The organism is Blastopirellula marina (assembly GCF_002967765.1).
GTDB lineage: Bacteria > Planctomycetota > Planctomycetia > Pirellulales > Pirellulaceae > Bremerella > Bremerella marina_A.
Map to the genome: position 1 here is coordinate 173,324 of NZ_PUHY01000014.1, position 17,987 is coordinate 191,310.

The 17,987-nt window shown below is 54.1% G+C and carries 12 protein-coding genes; 8 read left to right on the forward strand and 4 right to left on the reverse strand.

The genetic code is table 11. From position 1 onward, the window contains the following. Positions 1 to 87 precede the first annotated feature (87 nt). From C5Y83_RS23425 to C5Y83_RS23450, 5 genes are all read left to right on the forward strand, one after another. A complete protein-coding gene (locus C5Y83_RS23425; protein WP_105332226.1) occupies positions 88 to 1,575 on the forward strand; it encodes a sigma-54-dependent transcriptional regulator in 1,488 nt (495 codons plus the stop codon). A gap of 4 nt (positions 1,576 to 1,579) precedes the next feature. Continuing rightward, positions 1,580 to 3,850 (forward strand): ATP-binding protein, encoded by a 2,271-nt coding sequence (locus tag C5Y83_RS23430; RefSeq protein ID WP_105332227.1) that lies wholly within the window; start codon positions 1,580 to 1,582, stop codon positions 3,848 to 3,850. A gap of 235 nt (positions 3,851 to 4,085) precedes the next feature. Beyond that, positions 4,086 to 6,821: a c-type cytochrome gene (locus tag C5Y83_RS23440; RefSeq protein ID WP_105332229.1), complete on the forward strand. Its 2,736-nt coding sequence runs from the start codon at positions 4,086 to 4,088 to the stop codon at positions 6,819 to 6,821. Between the two features lie 56 nt (positions 6,822 to 6,877). After that, positions 6,878 to 8,350: a PQQ-dependent sugar dehydrogenase gene (locus C5Y83_RS23445; RefSeq protein WP_105332230.1), complete on the forward strand. Its 1,473-nt coding sequence runs from the start codon at positions 6,878 to 6,880 to the stop codon at positions 8,348 to 8,350. A 262-nt stretch (positions 8,351 to 8,612) separates the two neighbouring features. Next, positions 8,613 to 8,846, forward strand: coding sequence for a carbon storage regulator (locus C5Y83_RS23450; protein WP_105332231.1), 234 nt, complete (start codon positions 8,613 to 8,615; stop codon positions 8,844 to 8,846). A gap of 16 nt (positions 8,847 to 8,862) precedes the next feature. On the opposite strand, the gene C5Y83_RS23455 is transcribed toward C5Y83_RS23450, so the two are convergent. The 3 genes from C5Y83_RS23455 to C5Y83_RS23465 all read right to left on the reverse strand — a co-directional run bounded on the left by C5Y83_RS23455 (position 8,863) and on the right by C5Y83_RS23465 (position 11,840). Continuing rightward, positions 8,863 to 9,750, reverse strand: a complete 888-nt coding sequence (locus tag C5Y83_RS23455; protein WP_146117897.1) for a hypothetical protein — start codon at positions 9,748 to 9,750, stop codon at positions 8,863 to 8,865. Between the two features lie 256 nt (positions 9,751 to 10,006). Further along, complete coding sequence (gene murB, locus C5Y83_RS23460) at positions 10,007 to 10,885, reverse strand: UDP-N-acetylmuramate dehydrogenase (RefSeq protein ID WP_105332233.1); 879 nt, start codon at positions 10,883 to 10,885, stop codon at positions 10,007 to 10,009. 160 nt (positions 10,886 to 11,045) lie between these two features. After that, a complete protein-coding gene (locus tag C5Y83_RS23465) occupies positions 11,046 to 11,840 on the reverse strand; it encodes a YkgJ family cysteine cluster protein (RefSeq protein ID WP_105332234.1) in 795 nt (264 codons plus the stop codon). A gap of 289 nt (positions 11,841 to 12,129) precedes the next feature. Between C5Y83_RS23465 and C5Y83_RS23475 the strand changes: the two genes are divergently transcribed. After that, positions 12,130 to 13,314: a CinA family nicotinamide mononucleotide deamidase-related protein gene (locus C5Y83_RS23475; protein WP_105332236.1), complete on the forward strand. Its 1,185-nt coding sequence runs from the start codon at positions 12,130 to 12,132 to the stop codon at positions 13,312 to 13,314. 3 nt (positions 13,315 to 13,317) lie between these two features. On the opposite strand, the gene aat is transcribed toward C5Y83_RS23475, so the two are convergent. Then, positions 13,318 to 13,995 (reverse strand): leucyl/phenylalanyl-tRNA--protein transferase, encoded by a 678-nt coding sequence (gene aat, locus C5Y83_RS23480; RefSeq protein WP_105332237.1) that lies wholly within the window; start codon positions 13,993 to 13,995, stop codon positions 13,318 to 13,320. 301 nt (positions 13,996 to 14,296) lie between these two features. Between aat and dnaG the strand changes: the two genes are divergently transcribed. After that, the gene (dnaG, locus tag C5Y83_RS23485) at positions 14,297 to 16,171 is read left to right on the forward strand and encodes a DNA primase (RefSeq protein ID WP_158262487.1); all 1,875 of its coding nucleotides are present in this window, start codon (positions 14,297 to 14,299) and stop codon (positions 16,169 to 16,171) included. Positions 16,172 to 16,271: 100 nt separating this feature from the next. Beyond that, positions 16,272 to 17,945 (forward strand): sigma-70 family RNA polymerase sigma factor, encoded by a 1,674-nt coding sequence (locus C5Y83_RS23490; protein WP_105332239.1) that lies wholly within the window; start codon positions 16,272 to 16,274, stop codon positions 17,943 to 17,945. The last annotated feature ends 42 nt before the right edge of the window (positions 17,946 to 17,987 follow it).

Below are 17,987 nucleotides of genomic sequence, written 5' to 3' on the forward strand. Positions count from 1 at the left end.
GCGGTCGGTACATGACTTGCATGCAATGATGCGAACCCACGGAGTTATCGCGGCAAAAACTCTTTCAATCAGAAGCATCAAGACAAATTGACAACGCAAAACTACCTCGGAGCGAAGCGGGAACGACGCGTTCTGGTGATCGATGACGATCCCAGCGTAGCAACGGTGGTCACCTCCGCCCTTTCGCAGGACGAAGTGCGCATTCAACATGCGGAAACCGGTGCTAACGGACTGCAGCAATTGGTCCAGTTTCGTCCCGATGTCTTGATACTCGATCACCTTCTTCCTGACGGCGAAGGCCTGCAGATCCTAGGACGAGTGAATCGCATTGATGCCCGCCTGCCAGTGCTGTTCGTCACCGCTCGGAACTCGAGTGAACTGGCGATCGAGGCGATGAAGCAGGGGGCGTTTGATTTCCTCTCCAAACCTCTGCAACTCGAGAAAATCCAGGAAAAGACGCAGCAGGCTCTGGAAAGCCGCCGCTTGATGTTGATGCCGGTGCAACTTCCTTCCCAAGTCGATCCCATGATCGACGGCGCGGACCACTTGATTGGTCAGTGTCCGGAGATGCAGGAAGTTTACAAGGCAATCGGTCGGGCAGCGGCCCACGACGTGCCTGTGCTAATAGAAGGTGAGATCGGCACGGGTAAAGAGCTCGTGGCGCGAGCAATTTATCAACATGGACGCCGCAAAGATCGCCCCTTCGTCAAAGTCGTTTGCAGCGACTTTGGCCCGGAATGGCTCGAAAGCGAATTGTTCGGCCACGAACCGAACTCCTTCCCTGGGGCGACCGAACGCCGAATCGGCAAGATCGAGCAATGCCACGGCGGAACCGTGTTGTTAGAGGACATTTCCGCGATTCCGCAGCCGCTGCAAAGCAAGCTAGTACGTTTCATTCAAGACAAAACCTTCGAGCGAATCGGCGGGCAGGAAGCGATTCAAGTGAACACTACGCTTCTGTTTACGTCGAGCAAGAACGCCGAGCGACTGACGACCGAAGGGGTGATTCGCCACGATCTGTTCTACTCGCTCAACTCATTTATGATTCGCATCCCACCATTACGCGAGCGTGGGGCTGACCTGACGAAATTGGTCGATCATTTCGTGGGACAATTCTGCCGAGTGGAACGAATCGGCCAGACGGGCGCCGTGCGAACTTCTCCTGACGCTTTGCGTTTGCTGACCGATTACCCTTGGCCAGGTAATGTCGCCGAACTGCGAAGCGTATTGCGGCGTGCACTCGTCGAGTCGCGGGGAACCGTGATAGCCGGTGATTACCTCCGTACGGCTTTGCGAGACCTGCCACGAAACGACGTGGGTCTTGAGACTAAAATGCTCTCTACCCACGTATGTGATTGGGAAGACTTCATTCAAGATAAGATTGATGCCGGCTCGAACGATCTCTATTCTGACGCGGTGATGGAGATGGAGCGGCATGTCTTAACCATAATTCTGCGAAAGACGTCTGGTAATCAGGCTAAGGCGGCCCGTATGCTTGGAATTACACGGACCAGCCTTCGTAAGAAGATCCACTATCTCGGGCTGGCAATTGAAGAGTTCGTAAGTACGGTTTAAGCCTATGCCCGCCCAGGGGGAACAGGTTCCCACTGCTCAATCGTCTTCCAATCGATTGACCGTTCTGTACGTTCTCGCTCTGAGTGCGGTCGCTCTGTTGACCATCGTTGGTCAAATTTTGGTCCAACGAAGCCTCGAACGGCAGCTAAGTGACTCGACGGTGATTAACATCGCGGGTCGCCAACGAATGCTCAGCCAGAAAATTACCAAGCTTGCGCTGCAGATCCACGCGTCGGACGATCCCTTCAAACGTAGTAAAGACCGGGCTGACCTGCGGAGTGCGCTGACGCTGTGGGAAACATGTCATCGTGGTCTACAAGATGGCAACGAAAAGCTGGGTTTGCCAGGCAATAACAGTGAGAATGTAACCGAGCTGTATCGAACGCTGGAACCGGAATTCATTACTATCCGAGACGCAGCAGAGCAATTTCTCGTCCAAGAAACGGCTGATCGAAAGCCCGCAGAAGAATTGCCCGTGACGCTCAAGACCATTATGGCCCACGAAGCGAACTTCCTCGCAGGGATGGATCAGATTGTCTATCTGTACGATAAGGAGGCCGAAAGTCGTGTTTCGAGCCTGAAACGTGTCGAGCATGGATTGCTGCTCGTGACACTCACAGTGCTTCTGCTCGAAGGGCTCTTTGTCTTTCGGCCAGCCGTGGGGCAGATCCGCCGCATGGTCGATGACTTACGCGAAAACACCTCGGCACTGGAAAGAGCGAAAGAGTCTGCGGAGACAGCGAACAAAGAAAAGTCTCGCTTCCTTGCCAAAATGAGTCACGAATTACGGACTCCGATGAACGCGATTTTGGGGCTTTCCGAAGTTCTGCTCCGTGGGCAACTGGTCAATAATCAAAAGAAGCTGCTGACCACGATTCATGACTCGGCCCAGTCTCTGATGGGGCTTTTGACCGACCTATTGGATATGTCCAAGCTGGAAGTCGATACATCGCTCAAGCTGCGTCGAGAACCGCTTAATCCGAAGGAAACATTCCAGAGGGTGGCCGAGATGTTCACCCATCAAGCCATCGACCGCGGCCTGGAATTGAATCTCGATATCGACGAAGACCTCGATTTGTGGGTACTCGGCGATGAGAACCGATTGCGGCAAGTTGTGGTCAACCTGATTCAAAACGCACTGAAGTTTACGACCGAGGGAAGCATCTCAGTTGAAGCGTCCGTGCAGCGTCAGCAGGCGAACGAAGTGCTCGTTAATCTCTGTATCCGCGATACGGGGCCTGGGATTTCAGCCGAAGATCAAAAGACGATCTTCGAGCCCTTCAAACAAGCGGAACGAGATCGTGACAAGCATGGGGGAGCCGGGCTTGGGCTGAGCATTGCTTATCGGCTTGTCGAAGCGATGAACGGTCGTGTCCGTGTGGTTAGCAAACTGGGCGAGGGGACGGCTTTTATCGTCGACATTCCTTTCCCGCGATCGCTAGGCCACATCGAGCAACTCGACGAGTGGCGACACGATAAGACCGCGCCGATTGAAGTGATGCCCGCCTTGAAGTCCGCCAATTTGTTGGTGGTTGAAGATGTCGAGGCGAATCGCCTAGTTGTTGGCGAGATGTTAGGCGAGTTGGCCGTTCCGCACCGGTTTGCCGTTTCGATTGCAGATGGACTTACGAAGGTCGATGAAAGTTGGCCTGACATGATCTTGCTCGACTTGGAATTGCCCGATGGCGACGGTTTCAAGTTCTTTTACGATCTGATCGGTAAGTGCTTGAATTCGGATCATGCCCGGCCGTTGGTTATCGCCCTCACGGCCCATGCCACGGAGGAAATCCGGACCAAGACCGAAGATGCCGGCATGGATGGGTTTCTCACCAAGCCTGTCACTTTAGAAGGCTTGCGAATGGTGCTTCGTTTGTTACCAGAATCGTTAGCTGAGTCGTCTGATTCCGCTAACGATCAGGCATCGACGGCTGAGCCATCGGGAGAGTCAGGGGAAACCGTTGAAGATCCATTGGCGTCCTACCCATTGTCGCTGCGTCACAAGCTGTGGACGATGTACTGCGACGCCTATCTGCCGCAGTATGAAGAGCTGCAATCCGCATTTTCGGAGAAGGATTCCAAGCGTTTTGCTTTTGCGGCGCATCGATTGTTAGGTATGGCAGCTAACTTTGGGTTTAACGACGCGATCCCAATCTTGCGCGAGTTCGACGAGGACAACATTGATCTCGAGAACCCGTCCATTCCAGAGAAAATGGACCGCCTGTTCGAGGTGCTCCAGCAACTCGCGGAAGAAGCCAACCGCAATATCTCGTTATAGGTGGTATCAATTCTTTGGCCACGGCTCCGCTTGATCGGGCGGTGATAACAAGTTCTCGGCAGGAGAGTTATTGATCCTGGCGAGATTATTGCGCAGAATCATCAGATACCCCTCCCTGACAAAGTCGATTTCGGCCTGAACGATTTGCCCTTCCGTGGTCAGTCGCCTTCCTGGCTCTCCTCGCAATATCTCCTGACAACCTCCCAATCCTTGCTTCTGACTATTGGCACGACGCATGATGAGCTTGCAGCGCTGTACTTTCGTGGCCGTTGCGGCATGGACTTTCGCCGCACTGGGTTCCGTTTCTCTTTACGCTCAATCAGGCCCGGTGATTCCTGGCTACGAGCGATTTCATGGGCAGACCAGTGACGCTTTCGGTGGCGAATTGCTGCTGAGCGAATTGAACTGCGTGGCCTGCCATGCCGACACTGGTTCGCAACTGGGTAACCTGGCTCCCAAGGCCGCTCCTGATTTGTCGCTGGTTGGTAGTCGCGTTCGACCAGAGTACTTGTCGGCGTATTTGAAAGATCCGCACCAGCTGAAGCCAGGGGCGACCATGCCCGATGTTCTCGGCGGATTGCCAGCGGCCGAGCGAGAGGACGCGATTTCGAATCTCACCCACTTCTTAGCTTCGACCGGACGACTGCAGGAAGGTCGACGACGAACGAGGGAGATCAACGACGGGAAAGCTCTCTACCACGAAGTCGGTTGTGTCGCGTGTCATGGGCCTCAGGAAGGCAACATGGCCGGATCAGGCCAATGGAAGCCGCTCGGTGATCTTACCGCGAAATACTCGGTTCCTTCGCTGACTGCTTTTCTGCAAGATCCACTGAAAGTTCGTGCCTCCGGTCGCATGCCGTCGCTGCGACTGAGCAGTGCTGACGCGGGAAAGATTGCCCAATACTTGCTGCAAGATCTCGATGTCGAAGTTCCAGCGAACTTACAGTATGCCTACTATGAAGAACCGAACTTCAGCAAGTTGCCCGACTTCTCGAAGCTGACGCCGAAGGAAACAGGCGAAACGATGTCGTTCGATCTGGGAATCGCCCATCGTAAGGATAACTTTGCCCTGGTCTTCGAAGGCTTCCTGAACATTGGACAGGAAGGGGAGTACACCTTCCATATCGATTCCGACGACGGTAGCCGCATCGAAATTGATGGTAAGCAGGTCGCGATCAATGACGGCATTCACCCCAAACAGCGACGCTCGGGCAAAGTTCGATTGAAGCCCGGTATGCATGAACTGCGTGTCGAGTACTTCGAAGGGGGTGGCGAAGAAGAGTTTGACGTCACCTTCGACGGACCAGGCGGTCTCCGCAATGCTTACGTTGCTGATCATGTCTTCATGAAGAAGGAAACGGCCAGCGACGAAGCCAATAAATCTTTTCAGGTCGATCCACAGCGGGTTGAGAAAGGACGCGTTCAATTCGTCTCGCTCGGCTGTGCCAACTGTCACAGCATGGGAGATCTCAAGCCAGATCCTAACGCTCTGCTGGGGCCGAGCTTCGCCTCGCTTGATCTGGCGAAAGGATGCTTGGCCGAAAGCCCTGAAAACGCTCCGAATTACCAATTGACCGCAGGGCAACGTCAAGCTTTGGCTGCGGCAATCAACCATCGCAAGCAAAGTGACGCCAAACCATGGAAACCTTGGCAAAAGGTTCAACGGCACATGGTCACGTTCAATTGTTACGCATGCCACGATCGAAATGAAATTGGAGGCGTGACACCTGAGCTCAATGCCTTCTTCCATACCACTCAGGCGGAAATGGGAGATGAAGGACGAATTCCGCCAACGCTCGAAGGTGTGGGGGCGAAGCTGACGGAAACCTGGATGAAGAAGGTGCTCAGCGAAGGCGCGAAGGATCGTCCTTACATGCAGACCGTGATGCCAAACTTTGGTTACGCAAACGTTGGCGGGCTCGCTCCGCTATTCGCTGAACTGGACACGCTACCCGAACATCCACCTATCGAAATTCCTGAGACGGAAGGTCGCATCAAAGCGACTGGTCGTCATATGGTCGGCGATAAAGTCTTCGGCTGCATCAAATGTCACACCTTCGCCGGCGAGAAGGCCTCTGGTGTTCAAGGGATTGATATGACGTTAATGACGAAGCGACTCAATCATGATTGGTTCTTAGCTTACGTCATGGATCCACCACGCTTCCGCAAAGGAACCCGTATGCCAACCGCGTGGCCCAACGGTAAGTCGGTAATGCGCAACATCCTCAGCGGCGACGCTGATCAACAAGTCGAGGCTATTTGGCGGTACTTGAAAGATGGCACCGATGCCGCGAAGCCGTTCGGTGTTGGCCAACAGCCAATTGAACTGGTTGCCTGGCGCAAAGCAGTTATCTATCGCAATTTCATCGAAGGAGCTGGTAGCCGCGCGATCGGAATTGGTTTTCCGGAGAAAGCCAACCTAGCCTTCGACGCGGCGAATTTGAACCTGGCAATGATCTGGCAAGGCTCCTTTATCGACGCCTCCCGTCACTGGACCGGCCGTGGGCAAGGATTCCAGCCGCCGTTGGGAGACAACGTTGTCCATCTACCAGAAGGTGCCCCGCTGGCCGTACTTTCCGATCCGTCCGCCAAGTGGCCGGAAGCGAGCGGTAAGGAGGCAGGCTATCAGTTTCTTGGGTACCGCCTGGACGAACTCAACAATCCCACATTCCGCTACCGATATGGCGATTTGACGGTCTCGGAAGCTTACGATGCCGAGAAACAGGGGGAATTCCCTTCACTCACGCGGACAATCACGCTTGAGGGGCACGCGCCGGAGGGTAAGCTCTTGTTCCGCGCCCTGACCGGAGCTGATATCCATCCTCTGAAGGACGGCTGGTATCAGATGGGCAACGGCTTGAAACTTCAAGTAACCGGCGCGAAGGCAATCGTTCGCAATGATCAATCCGACTTGGTGATCGAAGTCCCAGAAGGTGTCGAGCGGACATTCACGCTCAAGTACGTCTGGTAAGCCGATCACACTTGTTCCCGCATAAATTACCCGCCGAGAATTCAAAGGCGTTTCTTATGATTCGTTACTGCACCGCATCGCTTTTCGCTCTCGTTTGTCTAACGGCCAGCATCTCAGTGGCCCAAGAGAAGGAGCAAGACAAATACTACAAGATCACCCCGCTTCCCGTGCCGGATGGAGTGGTTTTAGAGGCGGGGGCTCTCGAGATGATGCCAGATGGTAAGCTGGCTGTTTCAACTCGCCGTGGTGAGATCTACATGGTGACCAACCCCAAGGCGAGCTCACCAGAAACGGATACGACATTCAAACGCTATGCACATGGTCTACACGAAGTCTTAGGCTTGGCTTATCGCAAAGGGTGGCTGTACGTGACCCAACGCTGCGATGTCTCGAAGATTCGCGATACCAACGACGATGGCGAAGCGGACGAGTTCGAAGTGGTCTCCGATGGCTGGGGCGTTTCCGGTGACTATCACGAGTACGCTTTCGGGTCGAAGTTCGACAAGGAAGGCAACATTTGGGTTACGCTCTGCCTGACCGGTTCGTTCTCGAGCCAGGTTCCATTTCGAGGTTGGTGTTTGCGAGTGAATGAAGATGGAACGACCGTGCCGACGGTTAGTGGGATTCGCAGCCCAGGCGGAATGGGAATGAACGCGGAAGGAGACATGTTCTACACCGACAATCAAGGTCCCTGGAACGGAACGAGTGGTTTGAAGCACTTGGTGCCGGGGCACTTCGTTGGGCATCCGGGCGGCAACCAGTGGTACGATCTGGCACCGAATCTTGGCACACCGCCGAAGGAGCCAGAAAGCAATAGTCGCTTTCACATCGAGGCTAAGAAGATCCCGGAATACATGCCGGCCGCGGTCTTGTTCCCATACGACAAGATGGGCAAATCGGCCAGTGGTATCGACTATGATCGCTCAGGTGGCAAGTTCGGTCCATTCGCCGGCCAGATGCTGGTTGGGGATCAATCGCACAGCACGATCATGCGTGTCGTGATGGAAAAGGTGAATGGTCGCTACCAGGGAGCGTGTATTCCGTTTCTGGAAAACATCGGGTCAGGCACGCTACCGATTCTGGTGACCGAAGACGGAAACTTGTTCGTCGGTGGCACGAATCGTGGCTGGGGTTCTCGTGGTAACAAGCCGTTTTCCCTAGAACGAATCAATTGGACGGGGGTTACACCATTCGAGATCTTGGATGTGAAAGCCAATCCTGACGGATTCACGGTTAGCTTCACTAAGCCAATCAATCCCGAGTCAGCGAAGAAAGCGGATGCCATACAGATCGAAACATATACCTATATCTATCAATCGAGCTATGGTAGCCCTGAAGTCGATCATACCCAGCCCGAGATCACCGGGATCGAAGTTGCACCAGACAACAAGTCCCTAAGAATTACGCTAAATAAGCCACAGGAAGGCCATGTTCACGAGATCCACTTCCCTGGGATCAAGAATGCAAGTGGAGAATCTCTGTGGCACGATGTACTGTATTACACGTTGAATCAGATACCTGCGAAGTAAGTATTTCTTACTGAATTCATTAGAAGTTGTCGCTCTGGTCATTCCGCGCATTTTCCAGGAAAACTGGTCGCAGTTTCTATTTTCTTGACCGAATTTTATGACAACTTCTTATACTCTCGGTAAGCCGTAGGTTGGCTTTCAGTTACCTGCGGTAGACTGCGTGCACTATCGCCGAAGGGAACCGCGATTGAAGGCACGTAACACCTTCCAGGGGCAGGTCGCTGGTTTTGAGAGTTCTCTTTGTTACAGAGGCAGGGAAGCGATGTTAGTTCTAAGCCGCCGAGTTGGCGAGAAGATCGACATTGGAGACGGGATTACGATCACCGTCCTGCGAGTCACCGGGAAAACGATTCGCTTGGGGATTGAAGCCCCTGATGAAGTCCCGATTCGTCGCTCGGAGATTTGTGCTCCGAGCTCGTGGCCAACGCCGCCGGAATCGGATGACGCCAATCCAGCGACGTTTGATCCATCTCAAGCGGGCAACCGCTTTGCATGACTGGCCGTTAAGCGGGTTACCGGTGGACTGTGTCCGCGGCGGTCGTTCCGCGGCCGGCAGTTCGTAGATCGAGTGAAGGTTGAGTTTCGTTACTCGATAGGCTCGACTCGGCAGCTTTCTGCAAGATGACCTGTACTTTGTGTTTGGCCATCGCCTCTTGTGGCAATTCTTTGCCAGGTGGACTGCCCCAGATGATACGCGTGTTATCCGCCAGTTCCAACTCGAAGTGGCTGCCACCATCTTCCCGAAGCACAATCCGGGTTAGCTTCAAGTCGTTCCAGTACGGAAGCAATTCCGCAGCGATCGTGGCGGCATCCGTGATGCGAGGATCTTCCCACTTACGACCTGGCCCGACCCTGGGCGTTTTCAGGTCGACTAAGATTCGTGGATACTGCACGGCCTGAGCTGGCGAAAAGTCGCGATCCGGAAGGATGGTTCCCTCGATATCGATCGGGACGAGACCGCGTTTCTGGGTATTCTTTTCAACATAAACGACTTCGACAACCGCGACAGGGCGTCGGTATTCGACGTCGACCAGGACTTTCGCAGGATACTGCTTAACGACCTTGTTGACCTTGCGGATCCAGGCGTGGTTCGAGAACGCAGCGGCGATTTTCGACGTTAGGTCGCGATCGCGCAAGTCGAGCTTCTCGGGAAGCTTCTGTTCATCGATGGTATCGACCAAGACGTTGGAATGAATCCAATCGGGCTGTTTGTTGATAAGAATGTCACGCGGCGTGAGAAGGAACTCCTCCCGCGATGCGAACTTATCCGCATAGTGGTTCCACCCGGCAATCATCATCAGCGCGAACGCGGCGACGATAACGACGCACACCAATAGCTGGCGAGCAACGGGCGAACCCAAGCCCAACAAACCCGATGGGGTTTGAGTGCTGCGACTCAATGGAGACATCCTTGTGAAAGCTGGCCAATCCTTGGCTTGTGGAGAGTTCCACATTCCACTTTGAAGAGCATAATGCATCCTTCGCTTCCTATAAACGTGTCTCTGCACGATTTTATGGAAACGAAGTCTTACCCATGATGTCAGATCGGCAGCGCGAGTCGGGCAACTTGATTGCTGGTTTAACGATTATTTTGCTACGGCGGAATCGCCCCCTTCGTATGGTGCGTGAGGGGAAGGGGGCGGGCTGCTGCCGGTGCTACCAAGATGTCAGCTGGCACTTCAGGTCCATGCCAGTGACTTCTTTTACACGGCCTTGAACCAGTTCAGCCAAACGAGCAACGTCGCTGGCAGTTGCCTCGGGACTGGTAAGGACGAAGTTGGTGTGCTCAGCACAGATTTCGGCTCCCCCTACCTTGGTCCCCTTGAGACCTGACTGCTCGATCAGTGAACTCGCTGACAAACCCGGGGGATCGAAGAAGAGGTACCCCATATTCTCGGAACCGCCCGGCTGGGAAGCTTTCTGCACAATCCAGAACTTCTGCATCCGTCGAGTCAATTCCTGAGAATCGGTCGGTTCGAGTTCGAACACGCCATTTAAGATCACTAATTCGTCGAGGCTGCTTTCGCGGTATGTGAAATGAAGGTCTTGTGCCGTCCGGGTGACAATCTCGCCAGCGCGTGTCATCACAGTGGCCTCCACGGTGCGATGACCGATGTCGACTCCGTTTCCACCAGCATTGCCATGCAAAGCACCACCAACCGTTCCAGGAACACCGGCAAGTCCCTCGAGCCCGGCGAGTCCGTTTCCGACCGCCGTACTGATCACGTGGGCCAGCTTGGCTCCACCACCCGCGGTGAGGCGATTTCCGTCGATTTCGATCGTGCTGAACGCAGGATGGTGCAGATAGATGACCAATCCAGGTACGCCGTCGTCGTTGATAAGGAGATTCGAGCCCCCTCCGAGAACACGGGTCGGAATGTTGAGTTCGCGGCTTCGTTTCACCACAGCGGCCAATTCTTCGACCGAGGTAGGTTCTGCGAAGTACTCGGCCGATCCACCCAGCTTTAATCCGGTGTATTGGGCCAATGGTTCATCTGTGCGAACGAAGTGCTCGAATCCTGCCGTCAATTCCATAGGTCTATCGTTCCAAAAGATAAGAAGCCCCAAGGGAACTGCATCTACCTTAAAGATGAATCCCTCGTCCACGTTCCATCATGATCGCATCAATAATCCTCTACGGTACCAATTATGATTTTGGTTTGGCAACCTGGGATAGACAGACGGCGGATTCTCGTTAGGCAGGTCGGGACGCAGGGCGGCGGAGGAATTTCGGGGCTGGGACGATACGTTTTCTGGGGGGGGAGTGAGCATCTGTGCAGATCGCGTTTTTGAAAATATCTTCTCGGTTGAGGAATCTTTCCAAGCAATCGGGAATTTGAATCGCGACCAACACGGCCGAACTGAGCTCGTACAGATTGCCGTCCAAGCCATGTTCTACTAGCACGCGCTGCAAACTTCCGGAAATCCCTCCGGTTGCCTGGATCGCCTCGTTGTCCAACGGGATCGATTGGGAGAAGTCGCCTGCTTTCGCCTCTCGCTCCGCTTTTCGGCATTCGTTTTGGTTCAAGGAAAAGACGCCTGAGCAAACAACCGGGCGGACAGGATAGACCGTGCATTTTCCATCCATCCCTAATAGACCACACGCGAGCGGTCGTTGCGGAGCTTGCGCGTTGAGCTGCGCTTCGCGCAATTTCGTGACACGCGTGAGTCGAGCTTTCACGGCGTACAGTTCGTCTGGTTCGAGATAGGCCCTGAGGTACTCGCTGACCGCAATTGCTTCAATTGGTGTGGCATCAACTTGAGCCGTCATACAGCATGCAGGGCAGCCGGCCGAACAATCACGCTGAGCTTTTTGAGGGGACTTCTCCAGGTATCGTCCCTGAAGTTGGCGAAGATCGTCGATCCAGTCCAAGCTCTCCCCATTCTGCCGGAGCAAACGTTCGACCAACTGACGCCCATCGCGCGATGCTTGATGGAATATCGAGGTAATTTGGGGCGAGACGGAAGGCTTTGCGTTATTTGAGGCCATATCTAAGTACGTAAATCTTGAGGTTGGCGGAGTCGGACTTGCCACGGCACGTCCGGATGTGGGGAACCGCTTTCATGGCAAGCATCGGCAGGAAAAGCATTGTCCCGCGTCTGAGGGGAACCATAAACGTGCCAATTGTGGTTAGGCGCGACGTGTCATAACGATTGGCGTCCGCCGTGCGCCTTCGCAAAATATCGGGGTCGTGCCGAAACGGGCAGCTTTCGGTATCGTAGGGAATAGATTCCATCCACCAATCGACTCGAGATTCGCACTAGGAAGACGGAAGCGTATGTTTGCAGAGATAGTCGCCATCGGAGACGAACTGACCAGCGGGCAACGTTTAGATACCAATTCGCAGTGGTTGAGTCAGCAATTGGAAGCGTTGGGAATCGAAGTTCGTTTCCATTCAACCGTCGGTGACGATCTGGCATCGAACATCCAGGTCTTTCGCATTGCCCTGTCGCGTGCCGCATTAGTCATCGCGACTGGCGGGTTGGGACCAACCGACGACGATCTCACTCGGCAGGCACTCGCCGAAGCAACCGGAACTGAATTGGAACTGCATGGTGAGAGCTTGGAGCATATCGAGCGACGTTTCTCGATGCGTGGACGGCAGATGCCACCCAAGAATCAGATTCAAGCCATGTTTCCCCAGGGAAGTCGTGTCATTTCAAACCCCAACGGGACTGCGCCAGGGATCGATCTCGATTGCAAGATCGATGGCAATGCGTCTCGCTTCATCGCCCTCCCCGGCGTGCCGGCGGAAATGAAAGAGATGTGGCAGGCAACCGTCGTTCCTTCACTCGGAGGGCAGGGGACCATCAAGAAAATCATTCGCCACCACGTGGTGAAGTGCTTTGGTGTCGGTGAGAGCCACATGGAGGCGCTGCTGCCCGATCTGATCAAGCGAGGTCGCGAACCGCGCGTTGGCATTACGGTTCATCAAGCGACCATTTCGCTCCGAATTACTGCGACCGGGACTTCCGCCGAACAGTGCAATGCGGCGATTGACGATACCGTCCGACAGATTCATGACGCCGTAGGAGAGTTGGTCTTTGGCGAAGGAGAGCAAGAGCTGCAAGATGTGGTTGTTTACCTGCTTCAACAAAAGGGCAAGACCTTGTCGACCGTCGAATCTTCCACATCTGGGATGTTAGCTTTCTGGCTGGGAAGTGTAGACGAAAAGCGAACGTCTCTCGTCGCGGGAAGTATTCTCCCCTTGAGCGAACTAGCCACCAAACAGCAAGTCGAACAGGCGGCGGCTTCTGCTCGAGAAGGGAATCAAACTGACTTTGCTTTGGCCCTGGGGACTTTTTGCGATCCAGAGTCGGCCGACGAATATGCCATCGCACTGGCGGGGCCAGACGGCGTTGAATCGCTTACTAGCGGCCTGGCCGGGCACCCAGAGATTTGGGCACCACGAATGGCCAAGCAGGGACTCGATCTACTGCGGAAGAAACTTATCAGCGAGTAATGCTTACGGCAGGATTGGGGCCAGCTCGGTGCCGAAGGTAACGGGAAGATCCACGGCCTGCTTCAAGAGTGTCAGATAGTCGTGTCGGCTGATCTCGATCGCTCCCATGCTGCCGGTATGTTCGGTCCATTGCTGAATGTCGAACAATTGGTAGCCGCGTGCGTTCAAGTGTGAAACGAGCGCCACTAACGCGACCTTCGAAGCATCACGGACTTTGTGGAACATCGACTCGCCGGCGAATGCCCCACCGATGGATACACCATAGATCCCGCCAGCAAGTTCTCCTTCGTGCCATACCTCGATGCTGTGGGCATGCCCTTCTTCGTTTAGCTTGCTGTAGGCCTTGATCATGGCGGGCGTAATCCAAGTGCCATCCTTCTTGTGGCGCGGCTTCGAGCAGCCACGCATGACGTCGCTGAATGCCTGATCGCAGGTCACGGTGAATTTGCCACTTCGGATGGTTCGTTTCAGCCGGCTGCTAATGTATAGGCCATCTAGGGGGATGATCGCACGGGGATCAAGGGAGAACCAGGTCATTGGCATCCAGTCGCCCCACATGGGCCACGGGAAAATTCCGTGACGGTAAGCGTCCATCAGCCATTCCGATGTCAGTCGGCCACCCACCAACACCAAATCGTGTTCATCAGCTTGTTCGGCGGGAGGAAAAAAACGAGAGACCAAATTATTTGCTCTTTTCTTACAGCAATGCTGGCAACGGGAAAAAAGTCGAAAGTACTACGCTTAAAAGCCCAAAATCGATATTGTAAATGATAACCGCTAGCGTGAAACCAAAAGTGTGTCGGCAGAGGTCAATGCGAACTTGACCTAAAATCGGGAAATGGGCTAAATTGCTCCCACGTGTCACGGAAGGCACTGCCTAGAATGTCAAACTCAGGCTGAGTGGTGATCGCAAGGATGTTGCAATCACGCTGACATTTTCGGGCAAAGGGTTCCCGTTCAACCCTGGAAGGAAGTCCAAAGGGTGGCTTTACCCCCAGACAACAACGCGACGAAAGAAGACATCAAAGAGCAGGTGCGTGCCGCATCTGACATCGTTGATATCCTCGGTTCGTACTTGAATCTGAGACGGCAAGGTCGCGGCTACGTCGCCTTGTGCCCTTGGCACGACGACTCGCGTCCCAGTTTTCAGGTCAATCCACAACGCCAATCGTGGCGGTGCTGGGTCTGTGGGATCGGTGGCGACGTCTTCAGCTTTGTCATGCGTCGCGAGTCAATCGAATTTCGAGAAGCTCTGGAGTTGTTGGCCGATCGAGCCAATATTGCCCTGCCATCGCAAGGGCCTGTCGCCCCAGCTGGAAGCCCGGACGACAAGAAGTATCAATACAACGCCTTGGCTTGGGCCGAGCGACTCTTCCATGAGTTGCTGCTGAAAGATCCCATTGCCGACGAAGCCCGACGCTATCTACACGATCGCGGTATTACGCAGGACGCGATTCACCATTTTCATATCGGGTTCTCGCCGAACGATTGGCAGTGGCTTTGCAACAAATCGCACCAAAGCCAGTACACGCAGCCCGTTTTGGAAAAGGTGGGCTTAATCGGCAAGTCGCAGTCGGGCAACGCGTACGATCGCTTTAAGGGACGCGTGATCTTTCCGATCCGCGATGCTCAGTCCCGTCCGATCGCATTTGGCGGTCGAATTCTGCCGGCTTACGCCGATGACAAGTCGGCCAAGTACGTGAACTCGCCAGAAACGCGACTGTTCTCGAAGAGCGACAATGTTTACGCGTTGGACTTGGCTCGCGATCACATCACCAGCAGTAAGAAAGTGATCGTCGTCGAAGGTTACACCGATGTGATTGCCTTGCACGAAGCTGGCGTGAAAAATGCCGTGGCCGTGCTGGGAACCGCTTTAGGGGCACGTCACATTCAACTTCTGCGACGATACGCCGACACCGTTTACCTGGTGCTCGACGGTGACGAAGCTGGGCAAAAGCGAACCAGCGAAGTGCTGGAACTGTTCATCGCTCAACAAGTCGACCTGCGAATTACGACGCTCCCCAGCAACTTAGATCCGTGTGACTTCGTGCAACAGCAAGGAGCTGACGCATTCCGGGCTCACCTGGCCAAATCGCTGGATGCCTTAGAGCACAAGATTCGAATCGCGACCGCCGGCATCGACCTGGCGAATGACCTGCACGGAGCGAACGATGCGCTGGAAGACGTCCTAAATACTTTGGCCAAAGCACCCAACCTGGCCTCGGAAACTTCCTCGGAAGTCCGGCTTCGCGAACATCAATTTCTGGCGCGCATTGCTCGCCAGTTTCAGGTGGAAGATTCCGCATTACGAACCCGATTGTCGGCCTTGCGACAGGCTACCGGCGCGAAAGATCGATTCGCGTCTGAGGAAAAGAAGTCGCCGGTCAGTAATAACACGGTCTATCGTATTGACGAACTTCATACTTGGGATAAAACACTGCTCCAGCTAATGTTGGCGCTACCCGAAACAATCGACTGGTGTATTGAGGAGATTGGACCTGACGAACTTCACAGTCAGGTTGGCAAAGCCGTTTATCAAGTATTCAAGGCCCGTAGCGATGCCCATCAGGATTGTGGGTTTCCTGGGATCTTGGATGCCGTTGAAAACGAGTCGTTGCGTTACTTGTTGATAGAGCTCGACGAATCAGCTGCAAACAAGAAGTTTGGAGATCCGAGCGAAGAATTGAAACTCATTGTCGATGCCTATCGACGTGAACATGAGAATCGATTCTCTGGTCAACAAGAAGCTTCCATACAACAGAGACAGGTTTCCCCTGAGGACGAGCTCGACATCCTCAATCAAATCATCGAGCAACAACGAAATCGCCAGGGTATTTCCTTTCCCACGGATGGGTAAAGGATACCGCTTGACGTCGCAGAGATTGAATTGACCCGCATTTCAATTTCACTGCGTAAATGACCAAGGTATTTTATGGGAAGGCAAGGAGGTCTTCACTATGGAATTCGCCGATCAAGAGTTGGCTGTACTTCTGGAAAAAGGCAAGTCGCAAGGTTATTTGACCTATGACGAGGTCAATAAATATCTCCCGGACGAAGCCAGTGGAAGCGAAAAGCTCGACGGCCTGTTGGCTGAACTCGAGAATCGCGGGATCGAACTGGTTACCGATCCGCCAGAAGATGATTTCGATGACGCTCCTTCCAATAAATCACCTTCGGCCCGCGAATTTGCTGAAGCGCTCGATGAAGATGGCAGTGGCGAATCGTTTGGCTCGGAGGAAATCACGAAGAGCAGCGACGATCCGATTCGTATGTATCTCTCGCAAATGGCCTCCATTCCGCTATTGGCTCGCACCGAAGAGATCGCCCTTGCCAAGAAGATTGAAATCACTCGTAAGCAGTTCCGCCGTTTGGTTCTCGGCTGCGACTTCGCACTACGTCACACCGTAGAGATTTTGGAAAAGGTTCACCGCGGTGAATTGCCATTTGATCGTACGATCAAGGTCTCGCTTACCGAGAATCTAACCAAGGAACAAATTCAAGGTCGCATGCCGCACAACTTGAAGACGTTGCGCGTCATGTTGGAACAAAATCGTCGCGACTTCCAGCGTCTGCTGCGAAAGAGCACGCCACGCGAAGAACGCTTGGCCGCTCGCAAACGCTTCATTCGCCGTCGCCAGAAGTGTTTGCAGTTGGTCGAAGAGTTGAGCCTGCGAACGCGTCGAGTGCAGCCGGTCATGGCTCAGTTAGAAGACTTTGCTGAACGGATGGAAGAAATCCGAGCTCGCTTGGACCTGATCCGCGATATCCCCGCGGCCAAGGACGAACGCGCCAATCTCCGCAAAGAACTTCGCGACTTGATGCTGCTCACCCTGGAAAGTCCCCGTAGCTTGCGTGCTCGCTGCGAGAAATTCCGCAAGCAATTCGATCAATACGAAGGTGTCAAACGCGAACTTTCCAGCGGTAATCTTCGATTGGTCGTTTCGATCGCGAAAAAATATCGCAACCGGGGTCTGAGCTTCCTCGACTTGATTCAGGAAGGCAACACAGGCCTGATGCGTGCCGTCGACAAGTACGAATATCGCCGTGGTTTCAAGTTCTCGACGTATGCCACGTGGTGGATTCGTCAGGCCATCACCCGGGCAATCGCCGATCAGGCTCGTACGATCCGCATTCCGGTTCATATGATCGACGTCTTGTCGAAACTGCGTAACGTTCAAAAGCGTTTGCTGCAGGAACTGCGTCGTGAGCCGACCATGGAAGAAATTTCACGTCGCAGCGAAATTCCGGTTGAAGAAGTTCGCCGTGTGATGGACATCGGCCGCCACCCGGTGAGCCTGGATCGTCCGATCGGCGAGAGCGAAGATAGCAGCTTCGGCGAGTTCATCGAGGATGGGCATGAAGAAACCCCCATCCGCAAGGCTTCCAACGAAATCTTGCGAGACAAGATCGGCGGGCTGCTGAAGACGTTGACTTATCGCGAACGCGAGATCATTAAGTTGCGATACGGCCTCCAAGACGGTTACACATATACTCTGGAAGAAGTGGGACGCATTTTCAAAGTGACCCGCGAACGTGTCCGCCAAATCGAGGCCAAAGCCGTGCGAAAGCTACAACATCCAGTTCGTAGCCAGCAATTGGCGGGCTTCCTGCATACGGCGGATGCCGCGTAGGCTAAGTGATTTTCAAATCATGTGAACCTGAAAAGCATGGGT

What these genes read in the sequence shown, in the direction of transcription:
- C5Y83_RS23430 (WP_105332227.1), top strand. Translation starts at nt 1,580, where the DNA reads ATGCCCGCCCAGGGGGAACAGGTTCCCACTGCTCAATCGTCTTCCAAT.
- C5Y83_RS23440 (WP_105332229.1), top strand. Translation starts at nt 4,086, where the DNA reads ATGATGAGCTTGCAGCGCTGTACTTTCGTGGCCGTTGCGGCATGGACT.
- C5Y83_RS23445 (WP_105332230.1), top strand. Translation starts at nt 6,878, where the DNA reads ATGATTCGTTACTGCACCGCATCGCTTTTCGCTCTCGTTTGTCTAACG.
- C5Y83_RS23450 (WP_105332231.1), top strand. Translation starts at nt 8,613, where the DNA reads ATGTTAGTTCTAAGCCGCCGAGTTGGCGAGAAGATCGACATTGGAGAC.
- murB (WP_105332233.1), bottom strand. Translation starts at nt 10,885, where the DNA reads ATGGAATTGACGGCAGGATTCGAGCACTTCGTTCGCACAGATGAACCA.
- C5Y83_RS23465 (WP_105332234.1), bottom strand. Translation starts at nt 11,840, where the DNA reads ATGGCCTCAAATAACGCAAAGCCTTCCGTCTCGCCCCAAATTACCTCG.
- C5Y83_RS23475 (WP_105332236.1), top strand. Translation starts at nt 12,130, where the DNA reads ATGTTTGCAGAGATAGTCGCCATCGGAGACGAACTGACCAGCGGGCAA.
- C5Y83_RS23490 (WP_105332239.1), top strand. Translation starts at nt 16,272, where the DNA reads ATGGAATTCGCCGATCAAGAGTTGGCTGTACTTCTGGAAAAAGGCAAG.